Annotated in this window: 26 protein-coding genes; 3 read left to right on the top strand and 23 right to left on the bottom strand. The window is 36.9% G+C overall.

What is annotated here, in order from left to right:
- Nucleotides 1-52: 52 nt before the first annotated feature.
- The 8 genes from G9Q97_RS17685 to G9Q97_RS17650 form a co-directional block, all read right to left on the bottom strand.
- Entirely contained in the window at nt 53-970 is a 918-nt protein-coding gene (locus G9Q97_RS17685) for a bile acid:sodium symporter family protein (RefSeq protein WP_166149239.1), read from the bottom strand.
- Between the two features lie 664 nt (nt 971-1,634).
- Nucleotides 1,635-1,796 carry a hypothetical protein gene (locus G9Q97_RS17680; protein WP_166149237.1) on the bottom strand — a complete coding sequence of 54 codons (162 nt, stop codon included), beginning with the start codon at nt 1,794-1,796 and terminating at the stop codon, nt 1,635-1,637.
- Nucleotides 1,783-2,247, bottom strand: coding sequence for a type II toxin-antitoxin system VapC family toxin (locus G9Q97_RS17675; protein ID WP_166149235.1), 465 nt, complete (start codon nt 2,245-2,247; stop codon nt 1,783-1,785). The genes G9Q97_RS17680 and G9Q97_RS17675 overlap by 14 nt, the downstream gene beginning before the upstream one ends.
- Nucleotides 2,248-2,977: 730 nt before the next feature.
- Entirely contained in the window at nt 2,978-3,352 is a 375-nt protein-coding gene (locus G9Q97_RS17670; protein WP_166149233.1) for a hypothetical protein, read from the bottom strand.
- A gap of 349 nt (nt 3,353-3,701) precedes the next feature.
- The gene (locus G9Q97_RS17665) at nt 3,702-4,139 is read right to left on the bottom strand and encodes a hypothetical protein (protein WP_166149231.1); all 438 of its coding nucleotides are present in this window, start codon (nt 4,137-4,139) and stop codon (nt 3,702-3,704) included.
- 243 nt (nt 4,140-4,382) lie between these two features.
- Nucleotides 4,383-4,823, bottom strand: a complete 441-nt coding sequence (locus G9Q97_RS17660) for a hypothetical protein (protein ID WP_166149229.1) — start codon at nt 4,821-4,823, stop codon at nt 4,383-4,385.
- A complete protein-coding gene (locus tag G9Q97_RS17655; RefSeq protein WP_166149227.1) occupies nt 4,820-5,437 on the bottom strand; it encodes a helix-turn-helix domain-containing protein in 618 nt (205 codons plus the stop codon). Before G9Q97_RS17655 ends, G9Q97_RS17660 begins: the two co-directional genes overlap by 4 nt.
- A gap of 932 nt (nt 5,438-6,369) precedes the next feature.
- Nucleotides 6,370-6,855: a cupin domain-containing protein gene (locus G9Q97_RS17650; protein WP_166149225.1), complete on the bottom strand. Its 486-nt coding sequence runs from the start codon at nt 6,853-6,855 to the stop codon at nt 6,370-6,372.
- A gap of 468 nt (nt 6,856-7,323) precedes the next feature.
- Here G9Q97_RS17650 and G9Q97_RS17645 point away from each other — a divergent pair, with 468 nt between their 5' ends.
- Complete coding sequence (locus G9Q97_RS17645; RefSeq protein ID WP_166149223.1) at nt 7,324-7,536, top strand: hypothetical protein; 213 nt, start codon at nt 7,324-7,326, stop codon at nt 7,534-7,536.
- Between the two features lie 70 nt (nt 7,537-7,606).
- On the opposite strand, the gene G9Q97_RS17640 is transcribed toward G9Q97_RS17645, so the two are convergent.
- The 8 genes from G9Q97_RS17640 to G9Q97_RS17605 form a co-directional block, all read right to left on the bottom strand.
- Nucleotides 7,607-7,948: a hypothetical protein gene (locus G9Q97_RS17640; protein ID WP_166149221.1), complete on the bottom strand. Its 342-nt coding sequence runs from the start codon at nt 7,946-7,948 to the stop codon at nt 7,607-7,609.
- A 285-nt stretch (nt 7,949-8,233) separates the two neighbouring features.
- Nucleotides 8,234-10,438 carry a DEAD/DEAH box helicase gene (locus G9Q97_RS17635; RefSeq protein ID WP_166149219.1) on the bottom strand — a complete coding sequence of 735 codons (2,205 nt, stop codon included), beginning with the start codon at nt 10,436-10,438 and terminating at the stop codon, nt 8,234-8,236.
- On the bottom strand, nt 10,435-11,277 hold the full coding sequence (locus tag G9Q97_RS17630; protein WP_166149217.1) for a HamA C-terminal domain-containing protein: 843 nt from the start codon (nt 11,275-11,277) through the stop codon (nt 10,435-10,437). The genes G9Q97_RS17635 and G9Q97_RS17630 overlap by 4 nt, the downstream gene beginning before the upstream one ends.
- Before the next feature lie 289 nt (nt 11,278-11,566).
- Nucleotides 11,567-14,554 (bottom strand): type I restriction endonuclease subunit R, encoded by a 2,988-nt coding sequence (locus G9Q97_RS17625; protein ID WP_166149215.1) that lies wholly within the window; start codon nt 14,552-14,554, stop codon nt 11,567-11,569.
- Nucleotides 14,551-15,558, bottom strand: coding sequence for a hypothetical protein (locus tag G9Q97_RS17620; protein WP_166149213.1), 1,008 nt, complete (start codon nt 15,556-15,558; stop codon nt 14,551-14,553). The genes G9Q97_RS17625 and G9Q97_RS17620 overlap by 4 nt, the downstream gene beginning before the upstream one ends.
- Before the next feature lie 3 nt (nt 15,559-15,561).
- The gene (locus G9Q97_RS17615) at nt 15,562-16,902 is read right to left on the bottom strand and encodes a restriction endonuclease subunit S (RefSeq protein WP_166149211.1); all 1,341 of its coding nucleotides are present in this window, start codon (nt 16,900-16,902) and stop codon (nt 15,562-15,564) included.
- The gene (locus tag G9Q97_RS17610; protein WP_166149209.1) at nt 16,902-18,698 is read right to left on the bottom strand and encodes a type I restriction-modification system subunit M; all 1,797 of its coding nucleotides are present in this window, start codon (nt 18,696-18,698) and stop codon (nt 16,902-16,904) included. Before G9Q97_RS17610 ends, G9Q97_RS17615 begins: the two co-directional genes overlap by 1 nt.
- A 17-nt stretch (nt 18,699-18,715) precedes the next feature.
- On the bottom strand, nt 18,716-19,009 hold the full coding sequence (locus G9Q97_RS17605) for a hypothetical protein (protein WP_166149157.1): 294 nt from the start codon (nt 19,007-19,009) through the stop codon (nt 18,716-18,718).
- A 41-nt stretch (nt 19,010-19,050) separates the two neighbouring features.
- On the opposite strand from G9Q97_RS17605, the gene G9Q97_RS17600 reads away from it, so the two are divergent.
- Nucleotides 19,051-19,203 carry a hypothetical protein gene (locus G9Q97_RS17600; RefSeq protein WP_166149207.1) on the top strand — a complete coding sequence of 51 codons (153 nt, stop codon included), beginning with the start codon at nt 19,051-19,053 and terminating at the stop codon, nt 19,201-19,203.
- A 620-nt stretch (nt 19,204-19,823) separates the two neighbouring features.
- Here G9Q97_RS17600 and G9Q97_RS25410 read toward each other — a convergent pair.
- The 7 genes from G9Q97_RS25410 to G9Q97_RS17565 form a co-directional block, all read right to left on the bottom strand.
- On the bottom strand, nt 19,824-20,372 hold the full coding sequence (locus G9Q97_RS25410; RefSeq protein ID WP_166149205.1) for a CPBP family intramembrane glutamic endopeptidase: 549 nt from the start codon (nt 20,370-20,372) through the stop codon (nt 19,824-19,826).
- A 303-nt stretch (nt 20,373-20,675) separates the two neighbouring features.
- Nucleotides 20,676-21,026, bottom strand: coding sequence for a hypothetical protein (locus G9Q97_RS17590; protein WP_166149203.1), 351 nt, complete (start codon nt 21,024-21,026; stop codon nt 20,676-20,678).
- A 45-nt stretch (nt 21,027-21,071) separates the two neighbouring features.
- The gene (locus G9Q97_RS17585) at nt 21,072-21,230 is read right to left on the bottom strand and encodes a hypothetical protein (RefSeq protein WP_166149201.1); all 159 of its coding nucleotides are present in this window, start codon (nt 21,228-21,230) and stop codon (nt 21,072-21,074) included.
- Between the two features lie 2 nt (nt 21,231-21,232).
- Complete coding sequence (locus G9Q97_RS17580) at nt 21,233-21,427, bottom strand: hypothetical protein (protein ID WP_166149199.1); 195 nt, start codon at nt 21,425-21,427, stop codon at nt 21,233-21,235.
- 71 nt (nt 21,428-21,498) lie between these two features.
- Nucleotides 21,499-21,852: a TrmB family transcriptional regulator gene (locus tag G9Q97_RS17575; RefSeq protein ID WP_166149197.1), complete on the bottom strand. Its 354-nt coding sequence runs from the start codon at nt 21,850-21,852 to the stop codon at nt 21,499-21,501.
- Between the two features lie 12 nt (nt 21,853-21,864).
- Nucleotides 21,865-24,027, bottom strand: coding sequence for a peptidase domain-containing ABC transporter (locus G9Q97_RS17570; RefSeq protein WP_166149195.1), 2,163 nt, complete (start codon nt 24,025-24,027; stop codon nt 21,865-21,867).
- A 13-nt stretch (nt 24,028-24,040) separates the two neighbouring features.
- Entirely contained in the window at nt 24,041-25,216 is a 1,176-nt protein-coding gene (locus tag G9Q97_RS17565) for an HlyD family secretion protein (protein ID WP_166149193.1), read from the bottom strand.
- Nucleotides 25,217-25,733: 517 nt separating this feature from the next.
- Between G9Q97_RS17565 and G9Q97_RS17560 the strand changes: the two genes are divergently transcribed.
- Nucleotides 25,734-26,549, top strand: coding sequence for a metallophosphoesterase (locus tag G9Q97_RS17560; RefSeq protein ID WP_166149191.1), 816 nt, complete (start codon nt 25,734-25,736; stop codon nt 26,547-26,549).
- The last annotated feature ends 220 nt before the right edge of the window (nt 26,550-26,769 follow it).

Below are 26,769 nucleotides of genomic sequence, written 5' to 3'. Positions count from 1 at the left end.
TTGAGGAAAAAATCCTGGTTCCAAATGATTATTCCTCAATTGGAATGCGGCTTTAGGCCATTACTTTTTTGGATGTATGTTTTACCCTGGACAAGCCCCAGGCGAGCAACAGGCCGGAAATCATATCCCAGATGCCCCACCATCCGGCGATGATGGCCATGCCTCCCAAGCCATCAAAAAAGTTGAAGACCAGCACCAATGCAATGCCTGAATTTTGAATTCCCGTTTCTATGGTGATCGCCTTTTTATCCGGAATGGATAAACCAAAAAGTTGTCCCAGACCAAATCCTGCTCCATAAGCAAGGCCATTATGTAATAGTACTATGAGCACAATGAAATGAATGTATTCCAGAAAAATCGCAAAATTAGCAGCAAAGGCACCCACGATAAAAGCGATAAAAATAAGCATGGAGAGGATGCGGATCGGCTTGCGGATGGTAGCGATTATTTTGGTGAAATAATGATTGAGCAACATGCCCAGCAGCAAGGGAATGCCCACGATCAGCAGTATGGTTTCCAGCATATCCATAAAACTGATGTTAATCTGTGGTAAGGAAGTTCCACCGCTCAGGTACAGATTTCCCCAGAAGGTAAAATTGGCCGGAGTAGCGATCACGGCTGCCAGGGTGGCAATGCTGGTCAGGCTTACAGATAAAGCCCCATTGCCGCCGGCCATCACGGATAACAAATTGGATAGGTTACCTCCTGAGCAACTGGCCACCAAAAGCATTCCCAAAGCAACACTGGGAATAGGGTCAATGAATAAAATCAGCAAATAGGTCAACAAGGGTAAAGCCAGGAATTGGGCCATTAACCCGATAATTAAACTTTTGGGCTTTTGCCATACATTTTTGAAGTCAGATAGACTTAATTCTATGGCTACGCCAAACATGACCAGACCCATGCAGATGTTCAGCAGCAGCAGGCTATCCCGGTTAAAATTTAGCCTGATCTCATCTAGTATTTCCATGGTATTTAGCTGTTCTGTTTAAAGGTTCTGATAGCAATGGCTTTATTTTTCCCGGCTTTAACATCCTCTTATGCTGGTGCCAGGCTTCCATAATACAAAATAACTTATATTCAGGCAATCTGCTAAAAATATTTACAAGCTATTGTCTTGCAGGCTATAAGTTGTGGAAATAATTCTGAATAAGAGATAGTGATCTATTTTTTTAAAACACCTGGAAAAATAAGGAGGTTTTGGTCAAAATTATTCCATCTTAAAAGGAATGCAGCTTTTGCCGAAATGGATAAAATTGTGTAATATGGATTTGAAGGGTTATGGATAAAGGGTTTGGCTAAAGCCAATTTTGCATAAATACCAGGTTGCCCACAGCTAAAGCAGTGGGCAATTGAGGGAAAAAAAACCTTTTTTTAAATGATTATTACTCAATAGAAAATAGCCCATTCCTAAATGTTTGAACAAGCCCTCCTGGCTTTAGCCAAAATGGATGAACGGGAAATCTATAGGAGTATACATAATCCGGACGGCATTTTATCGGACAATGAAAGATTGTTTATACAAAAACACTACATAGAGCATACCTGGTAACAAATAGTTGAAGATAATATCGGAGCTATTACATCTAAAAGCTCTTTCGTTTGTACTGGCTGTACCATGTTGGCCACCGGGCTTATTTTTGTCCGATTGGTTTGGTTCCGGTTTTTTTAACTCTCTGCTCTATATATTTCAATAATTCTTCGAAGGTCATATTCTCTGTCTCTGAGCTTATTTTTACCCGGATTTCACGCTGAATTTTCACAGCATCCAATGTTTTTTCTTTAGTCGTTTTCATATCTTAAAAGGTCTTTGGGGCTTCGTATCTCGAGTATATGGTGTCCTTCCCGCATATTAACTGAATTGTATCCTTTTATTCTCTCTAAGTTCACTATATGTTTAAAATTCCAGCTTGCAAGTACGTCAACCTTATTTATGGTCGCAAGAGCAATATGCCTGCAATCTTCAAGGCTTGTTTTCCCCACAACTTTCTCTGCAATGTAAGCATTTGCCAAGTCAATTGCTTCTTGGGTCAGATTAATTCTCTCAAACTTATCGGGCGAAAATTTATGCAACAATTGTTTTACTTTTTCAGGGGCAAAAGTCAGTTCCAAATCAAGCAAATCGGAAACAACGAAGATTATTTCCTGTCTCTCAAGTCGGTCAAACAGTTGTCTGGTCGGCTCTTCAAATTCTTCGTCAAAGTATCCGCCTACCACTGAAGTGTCAACATAAATTCTCTGTTTCATACTTCAAATATAGGAAGAATTGTCCTTTAAAAAATCTGTGAAATCCCTTGTTTGCAGGGAATTAGGTTTATTGCCAACCTACTCCGGATTTGCATTCAGGCGGATTTCGAAGCACAAAGTGGATACCTTATTGCCACTCACTTAATAACTGCACCAAACCCACCCCTCTTCTTTGCCTTTTCAAATTAATCATTTCGGATTCGGAGGCAAGCGGCATGTTGACATTTCCTCAATGCCACTTTTGCCTGCATCACCAAAAAAAAGATTCCAGAAGGAATATGATGAAATTATTGTGAAATATGGATTCGAGCAGTTTAAGAATTAATGATAAACCCAAGGATCCTGGCATATCCAAGTTCCCTCAGTAGCAAAATTTGGCTAAAGCCATAGAGGTGGAATATCCTTATTGCCTCCAGCTATCGGGCAATACCGAGGTTAATCCGATCGCATTCATCTTCAATAGGAAATAGCCCATCCCCTGAAATAGCATTACCTACCCCGGCTTAAGCCGAAATGGATAAAATTGTGAAATATGGATTTGAAGGGTTATGGGTAAAGGGTTTGGCTAAAGCCAATTTTGCATAAATACCAGGTTGCCCACAGCTAAAGCAGTGGGCAATTGAGGAAAAAAATCCTTGTTTTAAATGATTATTACTCAATAGGAAATAGCCCATTCTTAAAATTGGAATAGAATAATCCCTGGCTTTAGCCAAAATAGAAAAAATTTATTTCATTTATTGATCTCATCGTAAATGATGTCACCATGCCATACTATTCGTGCCACGTGCTTACTTTTTCCGAAGGGATCTAATGGTGTCCAATGTTTGGCATAAAATATTTCCACTTCTGACCGCTTCATTTCGCTGCTTAGATTAACTATATCCCGAGCTCCATCAAGTCCGCGATTTATGTAATAATTTTTATTGTAACCTTCAATTTTCAATGAAATATCCCTCGTTTTTTCATTGCTAACAATTGAGACCAAATTTCCCTGAATCACTTCCGTGTCTTCCAATGTGCTGGTAGAAATTGGCCTTAGCCCAAAAATTATGGTCAAAAGGAATAGAAAGATCGAAAACCCAATAAAAATTGTTCGCTTTTTCATGTTGTTCAGGATTGATGTAGGCACAATGTGAATAACTATCAGACAAAAGGCAGGAAAATCCAATATGACCGGAAACTCCATAAAACTTATTCTTTTATCAGGCAGTTAGGATTTATAAATATAAAAAATTTATTTAATTTTTGACTAAAGCGAGGGATATCGGTTGAAATACTCCCTACCGATCATTTATTGCTGCCTTTTGTCCCCAAAATTCATTTATACATGGGGAATACCCATCATCATCAAAAAACAGATCTCCAGACATCTCCATCATTTGTCCAATTTTTCAGGAAATGCAAATTGTCCATTCCATAACTTTCTTCTGCAACGCCTAATCCACACAGAATCATCATATATTAAGGCTATAATGCATAATCAGGGGCTCTTTTCGGGGGATGGACAAGATAGGGTAAATAATCCTTGTTTTTACCCTCCAGGGTGACATTGGATTAAAACGCTTTAACCTGACTTTTGTGTAATAGCGCTTGCCTTCGCTAAATAGCACTTTCACAGAAGCGGTATTTTTACGGATCTTCAATTTGGTAATGGTACCGCTTATGGGAGTATCACATCTCTCCGATTTTAACTCCACAGTTCCCTCACCAAAAGAATAATACCCGGATTTACCGTACAGCACAAAACTAGTGGTATCCACCCCACCATAATCTGCCATATACCTGCCCACAATGGAGTCAGCCAATACGGTATGCACTACCCTGCTGGATGGGCTTTGTGCAGAAGTGACGAGGGGTAGAAAAAATAAATGCAAAATAATCAGGTACTTCATGATAATATTTTATTTAGGAATAAAATCACATAGATGGGTTACCATCTAAATAGTTATTGCGAACAATATAGTTGGTTTTTTTGGGAATGTCATAGAAATCGGAAAAAAATTCCAATTGGCCCGGGCATTTACCGGTACTGGCTTACATCCAAAAAATCTATTCTTTGATTTGTTTTCTCAGTAATAACTTAAATTGACTTAGATCCAACCATTCACATATTTATTTGGTTATCGGTTTGTCTATCAATACTCAATGGTTACAGTTTCTATCACTTTTCTTCTCATCTCTTTAGGTTTAACCATGTCAATTCGTTTAAGAAATTTATTGTGAACTTCAAGCGTAAATGAATTAGGAGAAAGGTCCTGCATTTTAAAAGAAAGTCTTTGCCGTTTATTACTTAAAATTAAAGAGTCCTCAAATACTTTATAGGTGAATTTTCTTCCTTTAAACAATAACTGACCCAATTCCTCAGAAACAGTGAAAGTTGAATCTCCAAGGACCCTGATATAGGGTTCATTAGCTAATAAGTATTTAACAGAATCATGATAAGTAATATCCTTTACCTGATAACCCATTAAATGATATTCACTAGGTTCAATAAACTTCTGTGAGGTGTCTTGTGATTTTTTACTGCAAGAGGCAGCAACAATTGAAACTATTAATAGAACGAAGAGATTTTTCATGATGGATTGACTTGGATACTTATTTTTGAATTGTTTAGATGGTTGGTTTTGTGGGTCTTATAGGTAATGAAGAAAATGATCCCTATATTTATCGAAATAAAAAATATTTTCAAATAGGAATGGGTATTAACATCATACAAAAAAGAATTCCATTCTTTTCCAACGAAAGCTTGCTTATTTAAAATGATGTACCCAATTCTAAGAACATTTAAAGTTCTAAACACAAAATAGACTATCAACCAACTAACTTGAATTGAAAGCACTTTTAAGCCTAATCTATGGACACCTTTAATTTGTTTCTTATTTAAAATCCATAATACCCATGGAACGATAACCGCCAAAATCGGATTCACAATGCAAAGAATAGGGGAAAAAGCGAGGATCAGCAAAAAATTAGCATTTTCGTTTGGCTCCCATTCCATGAAATAATCCAGATCCACTCCCAATGCAGTAGCCATTTTTTTCAATGAGTCTCCTGAGGGCTTCCGATTTTCATTTTCTACTCGCTGTATCGTTCTAAGGCTAAGGCCTGCAAGCTCCGCAAGAGCTTCTTGAGAAAATCCCCTCCTTTTTCTAAGAAGTTTTACTTTATGTGCCAATTGATTTTTGTTCATTGCTTAATAATCTGGTACCTCAAAATTAGAAATTTCATTTATTAAATAATTGACTATCATTACGTCAATTTTATGACACCCTAGTGACATTCTCTTTCTTCTACCTACACACCATGCCAAAATGCATAAAAATATAAATGGTGAAAACCAAAAACCCAACTCCCTTTTAAAGCCACATTTTAATTATTATCAAACTCATAAAATTGTGTTGGTCATCGATTTTACGGGGAAAATTCGCCAAAAACTCAAGATATTCCTACCTAAAAGATTGCCTTTTATAATGGTTCCTACTACTCGTCTAAATACCAGACAAAAGCCATAAAAACCCAATCAAATCCGCCAGGAAATTTCTGGTAAACTTATCTTTTCATCAAAAATAAAAATACTAAAGATTTCTTTAATACACATCAAGTGCAGCTATTATTCGCTGGAATGGTTTGTCCTGATCATCTTTTCACATAGCACGGTAATAAATCGGAAAAATATATCATTGTCCACAAACGGCTTGCTTGACATATGCATCGACTAACCAACTCGTCCTCAATAGGAATGTGGCTTTAGCCCATCCCCTGAAAAAGCATTACCTACCCCGGCTTAATCCGAATTAGATAAAATTGTGAAATATGGATTTGAAGGGTTATGGATAAAAGGTTTGGCTAAAGCCAATTTTCCATAAATGCCAGATTGCCCACAGCTAAAGCAGTGGGCAATTGAGGAAAAAAAACCTTTTTTTAAATGATTATTACTCAATAGAAAATAGCCCATTCCTAAATGTTTGAACAAGCACTCCTGGCTTTAGCCAAAATGGATGAACGGAAAATCTATAGGGGTATACCTAATCCGAGCAGAATTTTATGGGGAATGGGACGATCGTTTGGGAAGTTCAGCCAAAAAGAAACATTGGTGTTGGCGGCTGACATTTTTTCACTTAATTATCTTTTTTTTCTAAAAGTGTCAACTGCTGCTACCCAATCCTCAATAGGTTTATTCAAATCCGGAATAACATCTTTGTCGGTAAGTCCTACTCCAAAAGTTCTGAATAGACTTTCTAATCCTTTTGCTCCGCCTGGCGTCATAGTTCCAAATATTTTTCCTTTGTACCCACCTGTGTTTTTAAAACTATGTTCTACATGTGGCGGTACACTTATAAATGCTCCTTTTTTACATTTTATTCCTTTATTCATATCTTCAACGTAAAATATGAATTCGCCCTCAAGTATATAAAATGTTTCAGCTTCCGGGTGTGAATGAGGTTCAACATATGCTTTTGGGGGCAATTCTGTTTCACATATCATAAAGTTATCATTGGTCTGGTTTGATGCCACTTTAAAAGTCATTAGTCCAATACGAAAAAGTACTTTCTCGCCCTCGTCTGCTTGAAGTATTATCGGTTTCCAATTTTTATTCTTTTCATTCATTTCCCGAAGCTCTTTTTTGTTGCCGCCAACTCGTATACCTGTTAAACAAAGGGATACAATTCCGTCCCAGTTGTGATAAATCTGAATACCTTATTGGCACTGACCAAAAAGCATCAACTGCACCAAATCTCCCCTATTTTCTTTGCACTTTCAAATTAGTCATTTCGGATAAGTAGGCAAGCGGCATGGTGATATTTTTTTGATGCCAGCCTTGCCAGAACGTTGTGTTCTCAGGAAATAAAAGGTTATCGAATAGGAATGCGGCTTTAAGCCCATTCCGAAAAACAGCACTCCAAAAAATCCGGCTTTAGCCAAAATGGCTGAACTGAAAACCTTTTGGGCTATACAACATCCGGGCGGAATTTTAACCCTTATTTTGACCGGCCTGGGAGAGCTATGTACCAGCCGTCAAAAAACTTCGATAAGAGCCAGGGAGTGGCTGAAATAATCCTGTTTTTTACTTTTTAAATGAATTTTGGTATCGGTAATTCACTTTTTGACCTGACATGGCACCTTAGGCGACCCAAAAATCTCAACTCAAACATCAAAAGCACTTCACCGGTTTACCCGAAAAGATCGGGGCAGGCCGCTAATGATTGGTATTACAAGCCGCACAGCCTGATCCGCCTGAGCGGGGAATATTTATTTGTTGGCAACTGGCTTTATTTTATCAAATTGTAATTTAATTCTTTTATGTGATTTTCTAAATCCTCAAATCTTCATAATTTTCTGGTGTTATAGGTCTTTTTTGTCAGTCGATTTCTGGCATATGCCTCATTTTTATGATTTCAATTGAGTTATCAGAATGAAGATTAAGATGAGGATGTTCAATAAACATAGATGCGGCTTGCTCGTGGGATTCAGCGTGCACTATTGAATATGCTATCATTTTATTTTCCTTATCGGTAACTCCTGTCTGATTGACAGATTTAGCTCTTCCAAGGGGGCGTCCAAAATCAACTACTGAATCTTTGTGATTTTCTGCCCATTTCGCCCAGGCGTCCATAAATTCTTGTTGTAAGTTCTCATTCATTGGCGTGGATTTCTCTGATTCAGTCGCCCCTCCGAAATAAATTGCCAAATATTTTTTCATACTGTTGTATTGAATTTTATTAAACATAAAACAATTTCATCCATTTACTTTAGAAAGTCACAAAACACTCAGCACTAGGTGAGTCAACTTGTTACCAACTCGTATTTTTGTTAACCCAAGGTATATAAATCAATATACATTCTTGGTACTTTAAGGGAATCACCAACTGTGCCAAAGTTTACCCTCTAAGGAAGTACTCTGGCAACCTAAGCAGAACTGTGAAGGTCGCTCCGCAGGCTTATGGCCTGCGGCCATCCACTCGATTGGCGTTTCGTGTTTTTAATTTTAAAATGCATTTCTAATTTTGGCAATCTCATATCTCAACAGATTGTTAGATTCAAGTTCTTCATCAGATAGCTGATTGAGATTGATAATATTCATTTCAGGAGTTCTATCTCGATTAATGTATTTTTCTAGTTTACGGATAGCTGATAGAGGAATGTCATATTCACTCAACGCAGCTATATTAGGGTGTAAGAAACCGTTTTCTATGCTGCTTGATAGAAAGGAGTAGTTCCCATGACTAAGGTTGTTTTTCTTGAAAACATATTCTTGCAGATTGGATATAACGTTCAACCATTTCGGAAGTTTGTAATCGAACCAATGGCGAGTAATGTGAAGGATTGAATATGTTGCAGTGTCTATTCGTTTTTGTCTATCTGGAATTTTTTTAATCCAAAAGTCATTGTTGATATAGCTATTGATAACGGCACTAATGGATTTCAGGTTGATGTATGAAAAGGTAAAACTTGTTAACCATCGTGCAGATAGTCTACCTATTCCATCGATGTATGTTTTGTCTCCTGGGCCTGTAAGCGTATCCCAACATAGGTCAATAACTGTACTAAGATTATCAAAATTGTTTGGAAGGGATTTCCAAGCTAGTTGGCTATGATAAAAATTGAGATTTGATTCTATTTTATCTACGATAGCCATTTGAGCTTCTATTGAAATACCCGAGTTTAATTTGATTACTTCTTTTAAATCGTCAGGTAAGCTATTGAAGTTTTCAAGTCTAGGCTTTGCTTTGTCTTCTATTTCTTCATCTTCTAAGCCAATTAATATTTCTAAGGGTGCTTCTTCTTGATTAAAAAGTGGAATATCAACGATTAATTCCATTTGCTCAGGTTGGTCTTCAAATCGAATTACATTTCCAACAAAATGTTGTCTCATCCTACCTGACCTGCCTGCGATATTTTTATAATCAAAGAAATCAATTGGTTTAGGGCCTTTTTTCTTATCGAATAGAACGACATTCTTTGCAGATGTATTTACGCCTTCAATAAGAGTAGAAGTACAGAATAACCATTGGACTGAGCCATTATTAAAGCAGTCAACTATTGTGCTTCCTAAGTGTCTAGGAACGGCACCATGATGGAATGCAACACCATATTCAAGAGCTTCATTTAATGACCAACTGTCATTTATATTCTCTTCAATCCATTCAACAACATCACTATTTTCTTCTAGAAAAGGATTGTTTATCGAAATAGCGTTCTCTTTTAAAAATTGGAGAAATTCTAAGGCAAGATTTGTAGTTCTATTTGGTGCTGAGCAGTAAATAATTGTTTGTTCATTCTGCGAGATCAAATAATTGAAAAGATTGAGCTTTTTCAGCTCTTTCTTCTCTGTGGCTTTATGTTTACCTTCTACAGTATTATTGATTTCATCTACTGCAACTGTGGCAAACTCAGTAGGAAACCAAGTAAGTTCAAACTTGTTTTTGAAGTTTACGGGGATGTTTTTAATCATAGGCCCCAATAAATAGAACTTGTTTGTGAATTTTAGAAGTCTGTGAAATGCTTGGTTTAAAGCTATAGCTCTATCATCATCTCTATCAATGCTGAGCTTGTAGAATTCATCAATTACAAAAAAATCAATTTGAGAAAACTTATCATACTCTACAACTCTCTCACCTGTGAAAAGAAAGATGTTTCCTTTTTCTTCATCAGGTTCTTGGCTCGTGGACACAACTACCTTGTAGGAATCTTTATATTTAAGAAGTTTTTTTCTTGTTTCATCGAGCAGGGCAAGTGTTGGTTGGATCACGACAATCTGCTTATACAATTGACTGGCAATAACTTCTTCGATTAAAAGACTTTTGCCAAAGCTGGTTGGAGCACTCACTACAAGTGATCTTTTACTTTGTAGCTCAACAGATAATTGCTGTTGTTCTTCGTGTAGGTAAACTCCTTGCAAAAATCGAGATTTATGGTACTCGTATCGGAGAAGACCACTCTTGGATAAATATTCTGGATTAACATATGGATATAATCCTGCGGACTCGGTGATGTCGTTCCATATTGGCTTTGTGCTTTCAGGGAGCAGATTCCAACTGTCGTGGATCCGAATTACTAAATCTCTTCCTTCTTTTTCACTGTTGCGAAGAAGGTATGAGCAATACTTAGACAAGTCGAAACTATCTTCAATTGATATTTCCTTTTTCTGCATTAGAAAATCAATAGCTTGGGTATAAGATTCAAAACTCATATTCTCTGCATTGATTTTAATCTTTTGTCTAACTCACCATTTAGAGCATCTTTATCTGGAACAGGTAGAAGTAGGAGGATTATTTCTACATCTGATGTTGGTTTACCTTTATTGAACCGATCGCATAAATCATTACATTCTGCTACAAAGTCTTCAAAATATTCATTGGTGTTATCATTATGATTTTTAAAAAGGTCGCTGTTGTACGAGCAAACCATTGGGATTACAATGTTGGAGAATATCGTGTCTAGGCGTTGATGTTTGTCCATAAGCTCACGCCAATATTCAATTTCGGGAACCGCACTAGGAAGTTTTCTGGATATAAGATTAAATTCCTTTCTGATGTAATCTTCGTTTACATGTTTTGTAATGTCATCGAGCAAATCTCTTATGCCACCTTTACCTGTTTTATAGAGTTTAGATTCTCCTAGCCATAGTTTTTTCTCATCTCCGTTGATAGTGATTTGTACACCATCAAAACCATGAGCAGGTACGTTGTGTGAATCTTTAAAGTACATTTTAGAGATAAGTGGTACCGTATTGTGAAAGTCTCTAAGCAGTAAGTGTAGGATTAGCTCTCCAAATTCACCCCGTGTCTGATACTTCTCTGTCAGATATACAGTTTCAGCAGCTTCTTTGAGCCTTTCCACTATCTCCGTCAACGGGATGTTTTCTCCGCAATGATATCCTAGTGAGAACTCTGGTATTACGTTTCTAATGATGTCAACTAGAGGAGCAAACCTAAATTCATTCTTGTCAAAACCAACATGATAAGCCCTAATACCAACATCTGATATTTGTTCATTGATTACTAAATCACTTTTAAAAGGTCTTGCCATTTGTTATTCAAATTTTCTCTATAGTGTCATTTTACATAAACGCACAACGTTATCGGCTATGCGTAGTGCGGGATTTCAAGGCACTTCACTTTCCGGTTAGCAGTTAGTTTATTTAATGTGATTACTTTAATATCAGTACTTTCGCCCGCATTACGTATAGCCATTGTTGGGCAATCGTACTTTTTTTTCGTCCGTCTGTCAGCGTTGGCAAAGACATACTCTTTTGCAATTTTTGGTTGCAGCGTTGGCTGGTGCGAATTGCAAATGTGTATGGCTTTATGCGTTGGCATTATTCATTCATTTTTTTATAAACCTTTTTCATCATCAACTCTTTCACTAAGTTTCCAAATACTTTGTCTTCAAGGATTTTCTCAAAGATTTCCTGATTTTGGTCCATTCTGTCAATTAGTTTTGTGATGAACAAGTCCTCAAAAGCGTATTTAAACGTGTCAATCTTATTTACTTTTGCCTGTGTTTGAAGCGTTTCATCTTCCATTAATTCCGCTTCTATTTGGTCAAAGAAAAGTTTGTCGGCTTCTTCAAATTCAGTTCCAAAACGGTCGTTTAGTACATTGATAATTTCAGAAAGCAACGCTTCTTCATCTTTTGCTCTTTTCAAGCCTGCTTCTGTTGTTCCGCTTAATTCTCCTGTTTCGCCAGTTAGTAAATCAATTGAGCCTTCTTTAATTTTTTGTAAGCGATAATATTCCAAAGCCACTTCATCGTCTAAATGCAAACTTTCAGAAAGTTCTCGTTTTGGCAATCTTGTTTGCAACAGTTTAGCATAAGCATAAAAACGTTCGAAATCTGGGTCAACGAAAGGCATAATTTGAGCCAAGAAAGCATAAAGATTTGTCCATGTGCGTAATCCTTTTTTAAACTCGTCTTGTTTTTCTTCTTCCTCAATTTCCCTAAATCTATCAACAGCAGGGTCGGTAAATGAATAAAGGTATTTTTGTTGTTTCGGGTTGTTAAGTTTTGTTTCAGGATTGAAATATACATTTGCAAAGGCTTCAATTTCTGTTTCCCAATAAATCTGAAATTCATCTAATCTTGCTTTTAAGTCGTACAAGTGATTGATGTCCGTTTCTTCTGTAACCGTTGTGATTTCATAATAAGGCTGAAACGATGCAAAAATAGTTTCACGGTCATTTGCAAAATCTAAAACGAATGTATCTTCTTTACCTGCACAAGTCCTGTTTAACCGAGATAATGTCTGTACTGCTTTTACTCCCGAGAGTTTTTTATCTACATACATTGTTTGCAAAAGTGGCTGGTCAAATCCTGTTTGGTATTTGTCTGCCACAATTAAAATCTTGTATTCTTCCCTGTCAAAAATTTCAGGTAATTCTTTTTCGCTATATCCTGTCATTTGTGGTTCAGAAACGCCATCAGGTGTGTTGTTATCTATCACTTTACCCGAAAATGCCACAAGGATTTTAATATCATTTTGATAGCCTTTTTCTTTTATGTACTTATTAAATTCTTCAAAATAGCGTTTAGCGTGTAATCTAGAACCGCAAACCAACATTGCTTTGGCTTTTCCTCCAATTTTATGAGAAACAATTTGCTTGAAATGCTCAATAATGATTTCAGTTTTTTGAGCCAAATTATGCGGATGTAAGGAAACAAATTTACCAATTGCTTTTGCCGCTTTCTTTTTGTTCAAATTGGGGTCATCTTCAATGGCTTTGGTTAGTTTAAAGTAAAGTTCGTAAGTGGTGTAATTTTTTAAAACATCTAAAATAAAACCTTCTTCAATAGCTTGACGCATTGAATACAAATGAAAGGGTTGTGGTTTGCCTTCGGCATCTTTATGACCAAAAACCTGTAATGTTTTATACTTTGGCGTAGCCGTAAATGCAAAAAACGAAATATTACTTTGCTGACCTCTTGCCTGTGCAGAACGCTCTATTTGTTCTCTTACAAAATCATCTCCCGTATAGTCGTCCGTGGTGTCTTCAGTTGTTGCTTCTTCTAAGGATTTTGCAGCTAAAACCTCTTTCATTTTTTTACTGGCTTCGCCTCCTTGTGAGCTGTGTGCTTCGTCAATAATTACTGCATAATTTCGGTCGGGCAACTCACCAACTTTATCCACCACAAAAGGAAATTTCTGTAAAGTGGTAATGATGATATTTGTTCCATAGCCCAAAGCAGAAGCTAATTGTGTGCTGTCTTTATCTATTCGCTGAACAACGCCTGTTTTATGCTCAAATTGATAAATGGTATTTTGCAATTGTTGGTCAAGTACTTTTCTATCGGTAACCACAATCACCGAATCAAATATTCGCTTGTCTGTGTTATTATGCAAACTTGAAAGCCTGTAAGCCAACCAAGCAATGGAATTACTTTTACCTGAACCTGCCGAATGTTGTATTAAATAATTTGTACCTGCTTCTACTTCAAGTACGTTGTTACTGATTTTACGAACGGCATCTAATTGATGGTATCGTGGAAATATTAATTTTTCTTTCTTGTAAATTTTGCCGTTAGATTCAAATTCTTCCGTTTCTAAATGCAAGAAACGCTGCAAAATTTCCATCCAACTATCTTTCTGTAAGATGTATCCCCATAAATAGGCTGTTCGGTAACCATTTTCATTTTTAGGATTTCCCTTTCCGTTGTTTGCTCCTTTATTGAATGGTAGCCAATAGGTTTTGCTCCCATCTAATTTGGTGGTCATAAATACTTCATCTTGGTCAACAGCAAAGTGTACCAAGGTTCGTTTTTTGAAAGCAAACAACAATTCTTTATTGTCTCTGGTGGTGCTGTATTGTTTTAAAGCATTTCCAACATCCTGACCTGTAAACTGGTTTTTGAGTTCTAAAGTAGCCACAGGAATACCGTTAAGTGCCAAAACAACATCTACCGAGTTTTTATTCTTGGTGCTGTAATAAATTTGGCGGTACACTTTTAGGCTGTTTTTATTGTATAAATCAACAGCATCAGGGTTGAGACCCGAAGCTGGTTGAAAATATGCCATTTGGAAACGCACTCCATAATCTACAAATCCATTTCTAAGTACATCTAAACTGCCTCTTAAATCGAGTTCTTTGTAAAGACGTTGTATAATTCTATTATTGGTATCGGCTCCGTGAATGGCAGAAATTTTAGCCCACCTTTTGGGTTGGGATGCTTGCAGAAATGCAATCACTTCATATTTAAACATTCCCAGTTCTTTGCTATAATCTTCTGCATTTCCTTGTGTGTAGCCGCCTTTTTCTACAAGTGTTTGTACAAGGGCAGTTTCAAATGTATTTTCGGTTGTAATGCTCATAATTCCTCTATTTGTGCCGTTTGCTCGTCCTCTTGTTTCTTCACAAATTGTCTGTAAGCAACATCTTTAAAAATCAGTCTTAGTGTATGCTTTTCTTTTTCTGAAACGGTTTCTTTAAGATTGCCTGTTTCATCGTAGCAATCTTTTATAAATTCATAATCGTTTTGATAATCTTCTTCTGAAATATTGTTTAGTTTACTTGGCAAATCTGATTCTAAAATTTCAAAAGTGTCAGGGTCAAAATAGCGAACCAAAGGTTTGTTTATTTCGTTGTATTCTCTTCCTTGAAAACAAGGTTTTCCTTTGCTCGATTCCCAATAAATCCCAAAAAACTCTGTGCGGTTTGATTTGTATATTTTGGCAATTTGCAAACTGCCGTCAACTTCCCTTATATTCTTGTCAAGCGATATAGAACTCAAAACCCGTAAGGGTTCCATATCCAATTTTTTACCAAATTTATCTTCGTCAGAAAGCAGTTTTTTAAATCGTTCTTTGGCTTCTTTTTCTACATCAATATCGGCATTACCCAAAAATGTGTAAAAAATAGTTTGATTATTATCGTTGGTTAGTTCGTCAAAAACAAAGCCTTCAGCATCTTTAGTGTAGTGCAATTTCCAAACCCGATAAAGTCCTTTTTGCCAATCCCAACCACCAAACAAAAATTGAGCGGAGCCTCTTTCTTCGTGTATTCTTTCTTTGTCAATTTCAGTAATGGTTTTTACCAAGGTTGTAAATTGCTCGGACAAAAATTCCAATACTTCTTCGAGCGTAGCAGAAGGCGATTGCAAATATTTATCTAAGTGTATGGAAGAAACCATATTTAATACCAAAGGATATGCTCTAAACGTATCGCCTGCAAAACAGAGCAAACAGTCTTTGCGAGGCAGTTCAAACAACTTTATACCGTGTTTCCATTTTTCGCCACCCGTAAGGCAACTATCGGTTGCAAAAACCAATTCTTCGGTGTCGTTTACTTGGCGTATATGTGCTGTACAAAGTGTCATAGCTTATTCCGTTACTTTTATTTTACCTGTTACTACTTCGCTGATTAAGGCGGTGCGGTATTCGGTGAGTAGGTCGATTAGTTTTTTTGTATTACCAACTTTTAATCTAAGTCTATCTAATTCATTATTAACGTGGGCTATAATATTTTTTTGTTCGTCAATATTGGGGAATGCTATCCAAATATTCTTCAATTTCGTTTGATTTAGAATTGGCAAAGTTGTGTAGTCCGCTTCATTTAAAACCATCTCTTTATTACCAACAATAAAATAATATCCCCAATGTGGTATGACTATTTCTTTGTTGAATGAAATAATATTGATTTGTTGATTTGCCGATGCTTCAGATTCAGACAAACTCACTTTTCCAAGAGTAGCACCAATACTCACAAGATATATTGATTGTTTTGGAAATAACTCTACTTGATTTTTTTCAAAGGCTTCAGAAATAATCTTTCTTTTAGATTCTTTCAATATTTCGTTTCCATCAAAATCGCCTGGTGTATACCAATTAGTATCTCCATTTTCAAAAAAATCAATATCTGAATTTGCAATTTTTGGTGTTCTTCCTGTCTGAACATTAGCGGTATATTTTATAGGCAAAATTTCCCAATGCTCAGGAATTTCGCCCAACCATTCAATACCGCTGTCTTTCATTGGCACATTGGGATTAATACCTTTGGTAACGGCTTGGTTGATGATGGCGGTTTTTTCTTCTTCGTAGAGTTCGAGCAGGCGTTTTTTGTCGGCTATGAGTTCGTCTATTTCGGTGGTTTTGCGGTCGAGGTAGTTCGCTATGGCGGTTTGTTCTTCGGGGGTTGGTGGTAAAGCTATTTTAATATCCCCAAGCATACTTCTACTAATTCTTTGCATTGTAGCACCTCTTCCAACAAGTGAGGTATATTCAAAGTAATTAGTGTTCGTAAAAAAGTGTACTAAATAATTCTTTTTGTATTTAGGACTTGGACGTAAGATTACATTATCAACAGAAGTAACAATTTTATTCCCTAAATCAGGCACAAGGCAAGACCTTCCAATCGGTGGATTTAGTCTTGAAATAAGTAAATCATCAGGCACAACCTCTGTACAATTTAGTTTTTCAAAAGTTTCTTGTGTTATATAAGTATTGCCCTGTTCTTTATATTTCCCTTCACCAACATTTCCAGTTGTAATATATCTGTACTCCCCATTATCATAAATGATTTCTTTGCTTTCTATCCAGTCACCGTCAAGAAAGAGAGTATTATCTCCAATAGCTAAATGTTTAATTTGAATATTTTCCCAATGCTCAGGAATTTCCCCAATCCATTCAATGCCTGAATCTTTATAGTTGTCGTATTTCTCCATTAGTCAAGCACCGTTTTTTCAGTTTCCAAAGTCTTTTCTTCCAATGCCAAAATATCGGCTTTAATCTTATCTAAAGGTCGCAGGGGTTTGAACTCGTAGAAATATTTGGTAAAGTTTATTTCGTAACCAATTTTGGTTTTGGTTTCATCAATCCAAGCCGTTGGCAAGTGCGGTTTTACCTCTCGCTCAACGTATTCCTCAATGGTTTGCGGTACAAGTTTTCCGTTTTGGTCTGTTTTCAAAAAAGGGATGTTTTCATAATCTCGTAAAGAGCTGTCAGGCTTTGGTTTGCCTTTGCTTTTTACTACTTTGCCTTCTTCTATGAGTGGTTGTTCCACCGTAACACGGTAATAGGCAAAATAATCATTGGGTACAATTTTAGAGAACTCGTTTTCTTCAAAATTGCCATAAATTTGAGTGATAAAACCAATGCCTTTTTCGTTGCCGTTTTCAACAATCTTTTTACGTTTATTCCCAAGGCTTTTATCCATTTTTTGCCAAAAGCGGTTGTGGTCGAGCTTGCCCTCTTTCATCAATTCTTCATCTTTTACACCTGTGGTATTTATCAACTGTACTTTCCCTTTTCGTTCTGCACTTTTCTTATTGGTAACAATCCAGATGTACGTTGAAATACCTGTGTTGTAAAAGAGTTGGTCAGGTAGTGCAATGATGGTTTCCAACCAGTCATTTTCAATAATCCATTTTCTAATTTCACTTTCTCCGCTTCCTGCTGCACCCGAAAACAAAGGCGAACCATTAAACACAATGCCAATTCGAGTTCCGCCTGGTTTCATTTTGGAAATCATATGCTGCAAAAAGAGTAGCGAACCATCGTTTATTCTTGGTAAACCTGCTCCAAAACGTCCTCGCATTCCTTTGCTGTCCGCTTCTGCTTTGATTATTTTCTGTGCTTTTTTCCAGTCCACACCAAAAGGCGGGTTGGAAAGCATATAATCAAACTTTTCTTCTTCCAGTCCGTCCACCGTAAAGGTGTTTCCAAATTTCACATTGGAAGGATTCTGCCCTTTAATCAGCATATCCGATTTACAGATAGCATAAGATTCAGGGTTTATTTCTTGACCGAAAACTTTGAGTTCGGCTTTGGCGTTGAGTTCGTTCAAATGTTGTTCAGCTACCGAAAGCATTCCGCCTGTTCCGCAAGCAGGGTCGTACATTGTTTTTACAATTCCCTCTTTGGTCAAAGTCTCGCTATCTTCATTGAAAAGCACATTTACCATTAATCGAATTACTTCTCTTGGTGTAAAGTGTTCTCCTGCTGTTTCGTTGGATTGTTCAGAGAATTTACGGATAAGGTCTTCAAAAATGTAACCCATAATCATTGGGTCATCTTCCGAAAGGTCGATTTCTTGAAATGCTTTTACCACTCGAAAAAGAATGTCCGCCTTTGGGTCGTCCATTCTATCTATTTGGTCGTCAAAATTGAAGTACTCAATTATTTCTCTGGCACTTGTTGAAAATCCGTTGATGAAGTTTCTTAGGTTAGCCGCTACATTGTTTGGGTCGGCAATGAGTTTGTCAAAGTCAAATTGGCTTCGGTTATGGAAGTTAAAACCTGCTTTTTTATTCAAAGCAATGTCCTTAGCACTTTCTTTTAAACTGTCAACTTTTGGCAAATAGTCAAGAACATCTTGTTTGGTACTTTTTAACACGCAGTCCAAACGCCTTAGCACTGTCATTGGCAGAATTACTTTTCCGTAATCGGCTCTTTTGTAATCGCCTCTGAGAAGATTTGCAACTTCCCATATTTTGTCTGACTTTTCTTTAAAGTTCTTCATCTATATTTTTTGTCCTTTTATTCAGTTTCTAAATTTACTTTTTCAGTTTCGTTTTCCGTCCGAGCGTTGGCAAAAAACAGCTCTTTTGGTTTTTCAGCGTTGGCTTTTGTGTCGGCAAAAACCAAATGTGCTGTTTGTGCGGTGGGCTTTTTGTATGTTGCCCAACTCAAATATATCCCTGACCGAATCAGGGTTATCCAACAGTGATCTGGGGAATATCCCTGATAAATCAACACTTTCATTGAGGGTTTAATAATACTAAATATTTCTTTAATGACCAGCAAAAGCAGTTTTTTATCTGCTTGCTTCATTTATACACCGACAGACACAGTATGTACCATAAATCCAGGATATGACCCGAAAAAATGCGCTTTCACGCTACTTTAGGCCTGTAGCACATGCTTCTCCCCTATTTTTCGGTAAAACAACAACATTTTGCTGGTCCAGCCTGATCGGAAGATTGCAGGAATTCAGCACCTACCACCCGAATCCTGACTACAAGTAGGATTTACAGCTTATTTTCTTTGGTAGATGGGGATTCGCCTAACAGAAAGGTACTTCCAAAGCCCCCAAAGGTTGCTCGGAACCCCGACTAAGGACTTCAGAAATGGAAGCCTGGACTAAAAACTGACAAGCGTTCACCAAAAACTGACAGCCTTGAATATAAAAAATTCAACGTTTCGGTTCCTAAGTCGGATTTTGAAGCTCAAAACCGAAGATTTTTACTAAAAACTGACAGCGCTTTGTTTCCAAAACCAAAAGGCTGACATTTTTACCGGAAATTTTCGGTTTTATTATAAAAAGGGGGACTTCAGAACCCGAATCATGCAGTTCAGAACCTCGCCTGTCAGTTTTTTATATGCAACGTTTCGATTTTGAGGTCAATCGTCGCAGGTTTTTGGCAGCTTTTTGCAGCTTTTTTATGCAAAGTTTCACCTAAAAGGTGCACCGTTGAATAAAATTAACGCGTGTTTGACGATTGGAATTTGTGGTCTGGAAATGTGCGAGACTTTGCCTTGGTATAATGTTTTTCTTTCATTAAATCTTTCCAATCGGTAAATAGCTTTCACCCATTAGAATAGTCATTGTTGAGTCTATTGAAAATTTAAAAACTTTGCCCATATTTTAAAGTTTAAGTGGATTCGTTAATCTTAAAAATTCATGGTTTTCGAGACTAGGTGGAAAAACATAAATGAAAAATATAATGGCTAATCGTACTCCTAATCCCAGAATACTCCCCTCCGGACCGTGAATCCCTCCATTATAAACATCACTCGGAACTAGGTTTATATTCAGGAAGCCTACCGAATAGTCCCCCGAAACGGGATAGCCAAACATTGCACCCTGAACAAAATTCCATGAAAAATGTAAACCAATCGGAATTAAAATAGATTGAAATTTCACAAAGGAGTATCCATACATGATACCTGCCAGGAAATAACTAACAAAAAGTATGCTATTAGCTGGGAAATGATATAAGCAAAATATTAGAGCAGATAAAATAATCAAAACATTTCTATTCACTATGTAATGTATGAGACTTGTAAAAAATAAAATTCTAAAGATAAATTCTTCTAATATAGCAGTTGATAAATTTTTTGGAATTTGATAAAATAATATTTTATAATCATTAATAATAATCTGAAAAATATAGCCTTCATAATAATTTAACAAAGTTACTAGTGAAAATAATATTGTAACTAAAAAAACAAAATTAAATTTATATCAATATTCCTAAAAAATATAAACCAAAAATATTGGTTGAATTTTTTCTGTTTATATAAAGTATATAAAACCCTTTTATTGAAAGCAAAAAAATAATTATAATACTGAGTATTGATAATATTTCAAACATAAAATATTCTAAAATCATAAATATTAAAATGCTCTATTTTCTCCTATTATCAAATTATAAAATTCAAAATTTTTAATTTTATTTTTATATTATAGAATCAAGCTATTTTTTTTGATAAATTATTATTCAAGAAAATTTTTCTTTACTATTTTAATTTCAAAAATATAAAATAAAATACCAATAACTAAACCCAAAATTAACTGATAAAATTTAATAAAATCGGATCCTAGCCAAAAAATATAGTAAACCAAAACAAGACTTACGATAGGAGCAATGAATAGAATTCTATTTGAAATATTTTCTATAAATGCAAAAATTGAATATAAAAGCGTACATACAATAGCGACAGAAAAAATGACCGTATTATTTTCTAAAACAATTAAAATATAATCATTAAAAATAATAATCAACGTTATTAAAATAACATTGATAAGCAAAATTTTACTTTTTTCTTTTGCCATTATTCTCATCATAAAATATAAATTTAGTCCATCAGAAAACTTCCGATGGACAAATATTTAATCGGCCATGTAATTCCCCATCATTGCATTAGAATATACGTTATCAATATTTCTATCGTAATTATTTGCAATCATAGCAGCTACTTTACCGAACCATCTCCAAACATTTCCACCTCCTGAGATGGATACCATTTCTTCAAATTTTAAATCTTTCATTGCTATTTTATTCTAACTTCATTATAGCCTTCATTGAAATCTCTTTTTACTGAATCCCAGCCTTCGGTGACGAGTTCTACTAAGGCCGCACCAAATAAAGCACCACCAAAAAACTTTAAGCCTACACCTACTACAGGTAAGAAACCTCCAGTTATTTTTTCTTTTTCCGAATTGTTTAACTCTTTAAATTTATTCATAATTTAGTAATTTTAAAATTTAATTAAACATTTACTTCTGTTAAATTTTAATTTTCAATTATATTCACTCTTTAGATTATACGACTATAATCATGCTTTAAATGTAACAATGCTCCGTCTAAAATTTTAGACTCCAGTGAAAAAGTTAAATTTTCTCCCCCCAATACCATTCTTGCTTCATTTTCGTCGAGTACTTTTAAGGAGAAATTTAGATTCAAACCGCTACAATTCTTGTACTTGAAAGAGTTAATTTTTTTTGAGAAAACCACCTCCACTCCATAATCTCTTAGCTCCTCCAGCATTAAATATAGTTTTGCCCTACTTACCCCTAACCGCCTGGCCAATTCTTCCGGTCGTCCGGTGCATTCATCCTTTACAAGTTTATTCAGTACCTGAAATCGTTCTATTTGTTTAATGAATTCCATAATATATACAGTTTAGTTGTTTATATTGATTACCAAAAATTGCTTTTTTACCATTTCAAGATACTTGCCTTCTCTTTCCAATAATTCCTCATGAATCCCTTCCTCAATAAGTTGACCCTTGTCCAGAACAAAGATCCTGTCAAATTCCTGAACGGCTGCAAGCCTATGGGTAATAAATATGATCGTTTTCCCCTCGCTTGCCAATTGACCTATTGTATTGCGGACAAATTGTTCCGCATCTGGATCCAATGAGGCAGTAGCCTCATCCAGGATCAGGATTGCAGGATCTCTGTACAATGCCCGGGCAATAGCTATACGCTGTTTCTGGCCTCCCGATAATGCCGCTCCATTCTCACCCAGGTAGGTACCAAAACCATTGGGTAGGCTTTCTATAAAATCCATCATTCCTAGTTTGTTACAAAGGGTCACGATCCGCTGCATGTCAGGTTGATAATCTCCCAAGGCAATATTTTCAAGGACGTTCCCGGCAAAAAGATCAATGCGCTGCGGCACTACAGATACTATCTGACGAAGGCTGGTATTTTTGATATAATTGATGTTATGTTCACCGATATAGATCTGACCCGATTGTAGTGGGTATAGGTTTTGTAATAGAGCCACCAAAGTGCTTTTTCCAGAGCCGCTGTCTCCCACTACTCCGGAAATTTTTCCTCTTGGAATGCTAAGGTTCAGACTTTCAAAGACATTGGTCCTGGACCCATACCGAAAACTTACATTTTTAAAGGTGATATCCCCAACTTCTTCTTTTGTCAAAGGAAAGGTTTCCCCTTCACTTTCTTCTTCCAGATCCATGATTTCAAACAGGCGATCTGCAGCAATAAGGGCATTTTGAATGGTTTTATTCATGCCAATCAGGTCTGAAATGGGTCCCGTCAAATACCCCGTCAAAGCATAAAAAGCCATCAGTTCCCCAGGTGTGATATCATTTTTCAACACATAGCCAGCACCAACCCATAGTAAAATTATGGTAAATAGCCTGGAAACAGTTTCTGAGGATGTACCTGAAAAAATAGAACTTATCCCAGATTGATACACGGTTCTAAGTAATGACACAAAGCGAATTTCGGTCTTAATATTGGCATGATCTTCGGCTCCAAATTTTTTAATGGTTCCGGCAGCAGTAATGGATTCCACCAGTTGTGACTCCAATTCGGCTGATTCTTCCATTAGCCTCCGCTCAATTTTTTTATTGAGTTGATTACTGATTCCGTAAATCAATGCAAACAGTGGAACCACCAAAAGCATCACCATAGCCAACTTCCAATAAAAAGTAAACATCAAGGCAAAAGAGAATAAAACGATGAAGACATTCACCACCAAACCAATAGAAACATCATTGATAAATGCCCTGATTTTCACCGCATCATTGATGCGGGAGATGATTTCTCCCACGCGCATGGTATCAAAAAACCTTTGGGGTAGTGCCAATAGGTGTTTGTAATACCCCAAAATTAACCTGGCATCTATTCGCTGCCCCACCTTTATTACAAAAAGGGTTTTAAAAACTCCTATGGTGATCTGCAATAACAGCAAGACAACCATGGCCACAGATAATAGGTTGAGAAGATTGGTATTTCTTCCGATAAAAACATGGTCGATGATCTTCTGCACATATATGGAGGTAGACAATCCCAAAATAGTATAGATCATGGCTCCTATGAGGGATTGAAACATTACCCCACGGTGAGGTCGTATCAAAAACCAGAACCTGCTCCATGTACTCACTTTTCGGTTGACTGCCCTAAACCCGTCATTGGGCATTAGCAATACTAACACGCCTGTCCAAGTTGTTTTGAAATCCAGGTGACTTACCTTATGGACTTTTCCGTCTGATGGATCCATATAAGAAACGTGATGTTCCCCAATTTTGTAGATTACAACAAAGTGGTGAAGCACCTTTTGGACAACAATATGGGCAATAACAGGCATGGGTACCTCATTCAGTGCCTCAAACTCTCCCCTTACTCCCTTAGCTGAAAAACCCATTTTAGTAGCAGCTTCAATCAATCCCAAGACATTTGTTCCTTTCTGGTCTGTGGAAGCCATTAGTCTGATTTTTGCCACTGGCATTTGCAAATTATAAAAAGAGGCTACTGATGCCAGGCAGGCGGCCCCACAATCTGTAATGTCTCTTTGTTTAACATTTATCCCCATGACAAAGTAAAAATTATGGTTTGTTGTTGACCATCGGGTTTATCCAATCATTCACATTATCATAAAGCAACTGTGACAATGTGCGCCTTGCCACAATAAAACGGGCATTAAAGGTCATTCCTTTTTTGACATGGCCCTCAACCCCATTGGAAAGTGTCAAAAAAGGGCGGTCCAAAATACAGGTGACCAAATAACCCACTTCTTTTTCATTCAATAATGTCAGATCATCCGCAACATCCAAAACGGTACCTTTTGCAATACCCCATTGATTGTAATTATAGGCATCCACCTGAAAACTCACTTGTTGTCCTTTTTGGATAAAAGCGATATCAGCTGGTGAAATATATATCACAGCCTGTAATGTAGTGTCGGGGGAGATTTCTGCAAGCTTTTGCTGTGGATGGATGAAATCACCTTTATTAAGGTTTAACACATTGATCAAGGTACCATTCGTACCCGCCACAATGTTATATTGGTCCATTTGCTCCTTATACACCTTTAGTTGATTACTGACTTTGATCTTCTCATTCCTAAAGTTGTTCAGCTCTTGTTCCCATTTATGGATTTTTTGCTTTTGTATCAGTTCCAATTGAGCATTCGCCTGTTTGTACTCAACTTCTACCTCGTCAAAATCCGCAAAAGCCAATGTTTTGCTTTTCAATAGCGTATTGGCCCTTGTATAATCTCGCTCCAACTTTTGAACAGCTGCAGTTTGGTTAGCTATTTGGGTCTGATACTCCAACAAGGAAGCTTGAAAAAAATGGGTCCTTAAAGCAATCGGTTGAAGTGAAGACGCTGGCAAATCTTGAATTAGCAATTGCTCTAAATCAGAAATAAAATCTTCTAAAAGTGAAAGCCTTTCTTTTAGCCCTTCCATTTCCAGATTCAGTACCTCTTTTCTTATCACAGCCAATACCTCACCCTTAAATACTTTTTTGTTTTCCGCCAGATTCCAACTCTCCAATCTTCCTCCAACGGCACTCATCAATGGGTTTCTTTGCAGGGCAGACTGAAAAGTGCCCCGGGATTGTACAGCCACATCCACATGGACAAAAAACATGGAAATGCCGCTCAATACCAATATGGCCAAAATAATCAGGTATATAACTTTGGAGCGGACACTAATCCTTGCATCGAAAACTTCCACAGTGAGACTAGCTATGGCTGCAGGGAAAATTCTTGAATCCATACCTTAGAAACGGTAAGCAATTAGACAAAAGATCAAAAACCAGAATCCATTAAGGAACTCAATTCATCCTTTAACAGGTCATTTCCCCAATCTGCCCAATTTTCACTTCAAAATGGAAATAACTAACTATTAAAAGCCCAAAGACATCGCAATACGGTAGCAAGGAACGTTATCGAAAACCCTTAAAAACACATTTTTCCAACATCTAGATAGCGTACTTTAAAAATAAGGGCTTATCAATAATAACAATATAATAAAATTAAACCAAATTTTTTTGTGATTTATTTCATAAAAAAATTTAATTATGGCATATAAAGTTGAAGATCCATAATATTAATTTTTAAATAAATTTGAGCCAAAATTGAGTTATTTATTTGATCTAAAGGGCTAATTAATCATTTAATGGAATAATTTTCTAAAAGACCAAAAATGATTTCAAGAAAACGACGGTCTTTTCTTTTTTTGGTTCAATCAACTTTTTGGTTTAATTTCAATCATCCTACGTCACTACAATATTATGAATCTAACTATATGCTATCGCTTAACATTCTTTATAATCCTTATTTCTTCCCTATCCCTACCCCTCAAAGCCCAAAGCACTTTCTCCTTTGTACAAATGTGCGATACCCAGCTGGGAATGGGAGGTTATGATCATGATGTAAAAACATTCCGGCAGGCGGTAAAACAGATCAATGCGCTAGAGGCTGATTTTGTGGTCATCTGCGGCGACCTGGTGAACGATGCCAGCGACAGCAGCTATGCAGATTTCAAAAGTATCCGGGAGGGCTTTACCCTTCCCTCCTACCTGGTATCGGGTAACCATGACGTGGGCAATGTCCCCAATGATACCAGCCTCCAATACTACCGCAAAACCATCGGAAAGGATTATTACCGGTTCAGGCATAAAAAACATGCCTTTGTCGTGACCAACACCCAGTTGTGGAAAGTGAGGGTAGAAAATGAATCGGAAAAACACGACCAATGGGTGAAAAAGACTATAATAAAACAAAAGAATGAACGGTACCCTACCTTCGTATTGGGGCATTATCCCCTGTATACCGAAGATCCGGAGGAAGCCGATCACTACTACAACCTGCCGGATACTACCCGGAAGCAGTTGCTGGAATTGTTTGTGGATAACAATGTGGCGGCCTACCTGTCCGGCCATACCCACAAGCTGACGATCAACCAATACCGGCAGCTACAAATGGTAAGTGGGGAAACCACCAGCAAGAATTTTGACAACAGGCCCATGGGCTTCAGGCTTTGGCAGGTTTCGGCGGATACCGTCAAACACCATTTTGTCCCTTTAGCTCCTGTGGAAGGCGATTAGACAAATCCCTACCCTGGATAAACCTTCCTGAATATGGGTTCCCGGATGCTAGCAGCCTTAATGCCTTGCCCAAATTAGCCGGACAGGCTGATACAGGGGATTGGCTGCTAGTGGTTTTCAGTCAGCTGCTGTGCAAGCTATCTGTATGGAGGAATAATACGCAGGTAACTATTGTCAATTTAAATAAAAATTCCATTGGGATTTTTTTTAAATGAATTTT

Source organism: Cyclobacterium plantarum, assembly GCF_011290685.1.
GTDB lineage: Bacteria > Bacteroidota > Bacteroidia > Cytophagales > Cyclobacteriaceae > Cyclobacterium > Cyclobacterium plantarum.
The sequence above is the reverse complement of the archived record's forward strand: the minus strand, read 5'-3'. Positions and strand labels throughout refer to the sequence as shown.

Excerpts from the sequence above, each read along its gene's own strand:
- G9Q97_RS17560 (WP_166149191.1), top strand. The coding sequence starts at position 25,734 with ATGAATCTAACTATATGCTATCGCTTAACATTCTTTATAATCCTTATT.
- G9Q97_RS17580 (WP_166149199.1), bottom strand. The coding sequence starts at position 21,427 with ATGAATAAATTTAAAGAGTTAAACAATTCGGAAAAAGAAAAAATAACT.
- G9Q97_RS17625 (WP_166149215.1), bottom strand. The coding sequence starts at position 14,554 with ATGAGCATTACAACCGAAAATACATTTGAAACTGCCCTTGTACAAACA.
- G9Q97_RS17575 (WP_166149197.1), bottom strand. The coding sequence starts at position 21,852 with ATGGAATTCATTAAACAAATAGAACGATTTCAGGTACTGAATAAACTT.
- G9Q97_RS17615 (WP_166149211.1), bottom strand. The coding sequence starts at position 16,902 with ATGGAGAAATACGACAACTATAAAGATTCAGGCATTGAATGGATTGGG.
- G9Q97_RS17635 (WP_166149219.1), bottom strand. The coding sequence starts at position 10,438 with ATGAGTTTTGAATCTTATACCCAAGCTATTGATTTTCTAATGCAGAAA.
- G9Q97_RS17610 (WP_166149209.1), bottom strand. The coding sequence starts at position 18,698 with ATGAAGAACTTTAAAGAAAAGTCAGACAAAATATGGGAAGTTGCAAAT.
- G9Q97_RS17585 (WP_166149201.1), bottom strand. The coding sequence starts at position 21,230 with ATGAAAGATTTAAAATTTGAAGAAATGGTATCCATCTCAGGAGGTGGA.
- G9Q97_RS17640 (WP_166149221.1), bottom strand. The coding sequence starts at position 7,948 with ATGAAAAAATATTTGGCAATTTATTTCGGAGGGGCGACTGAATCAGAG.
- G9Q97_RS17685 (WP_166149239.1), bottom strand. The coding sequence starts at position 970 with ATGGAAATACTAGATGAGATCAGGCTAAATTTTAACCGGGATAGCCTG.
- G9Q97_RS17650 (WP_166149225.1), bottom strand. The coding sequence starts at position 6,855 with ATGAATGAAAAGAATAAAAATTGGAAACCGATAATACTTCAAGCAGAC.
- G9Q97_RS17675 (WP_166149235.1), bottom strand. The coding sequence starts at position 2,247 with ATGAAACAGAGAATTTATGTTGACACTTCAGTGGTAGGCGGATACTTT.
- G9Q97_RS17680 (WP_166149237.1), bottom strand. The coding sequence starts at position 1,796 with ATGAAAACGACTAAAGAAAAAACATTGGATGCTGTGAAAATTCAGCGT.
- G9Q97_RS17655 (WP_166149227.1), bottom strand. The coding sequence starts at position 5,437 with ATGAACAAAAATCAATTGGCACATAAAGTAAAACTTCTTAGAAAAAGG.
- G9Q97_RS17630 (WP_166149217.1), bottom strand. The coding sequence starts at position 11,277 with ATGGCAAGACCTTTTAAAAGTGATTTAGTAATCAATGAACAAATATCA.
- G9Q97_RS17570 (WP_166149195.1), bottom strand. The coding sequence starts at position 24,027 with ATGGGGATAAATGTTAAACAAAGAGACATTACAGATTGTGGGGCCGCC.
- G9Q97_RS17600 (WP_166149207.1), top strand. The coding sequence starts at position 19,051 with ATGACCCGAAAAAATGCGCTTTCACGCTACTTTAGGCCTGTAGCACAT.
- G9Q97_RS17590 (WP_166149203.1), bottom strand. The coding sequence starts at position 21,026 with ATGATGAGAATAATGGCAAAAGAAAAAAGTAAAATTTTGCTTATCAAT.
- G9Q97_RS17645 (WP_166149223.1), top strand. The coding sequence starts at position 7,324 with ATGAATTTTGGTATCGGTAATTCACTTTTTGACCTGACATGGCACCTT.
- G9Q97_RS17660 (WP_166149229.1), bottom strand. The coding sequence starts at position 4,823 with ATGAAAAATCTCTTCGTTCTATTAATAGTTTCAATTGTTGCTGCCTCT.
- G9Q97_RS17565 (WP_166149193.1), bottom strand. The coding sequence starts at position 25,216 with ATGGATTCAAGAATTTTCCCTGCAGCCATAGCTAGTCTCACTGTGGAA.
- G9Q97_RS17665 (WP_166149231.1), bottom strand. The coding sequence starts at position 4,139 with ATGAAGTACCTGATTATTTTGCATTTATTTTTTCTACCCCTCGTCACT.
- G9Q97_RS17605 (WP_166149157.1), bottom strand. The coding sequence starts at position 19,009 with ATGAAGCAAGCAGATAAAAAACTGCTTTTGCTGGTCATTAAAGAAATA.
- G9Q97_RS17670 (WP_166149233.1), bottom strand. The coding sequence starts at position 3,352 with ATGAAAAAGCGAACAATTTTTATTGGGTTTTCGATCTTTCTATTCCTT.
- G9Q97_RS17620 (WP_166149213.1), bottom strand. The coding sequence starts at position 15,558 with ATGACACTTTGTACAGCACATATACGCCAAGTAAACGACACCGAAGAA.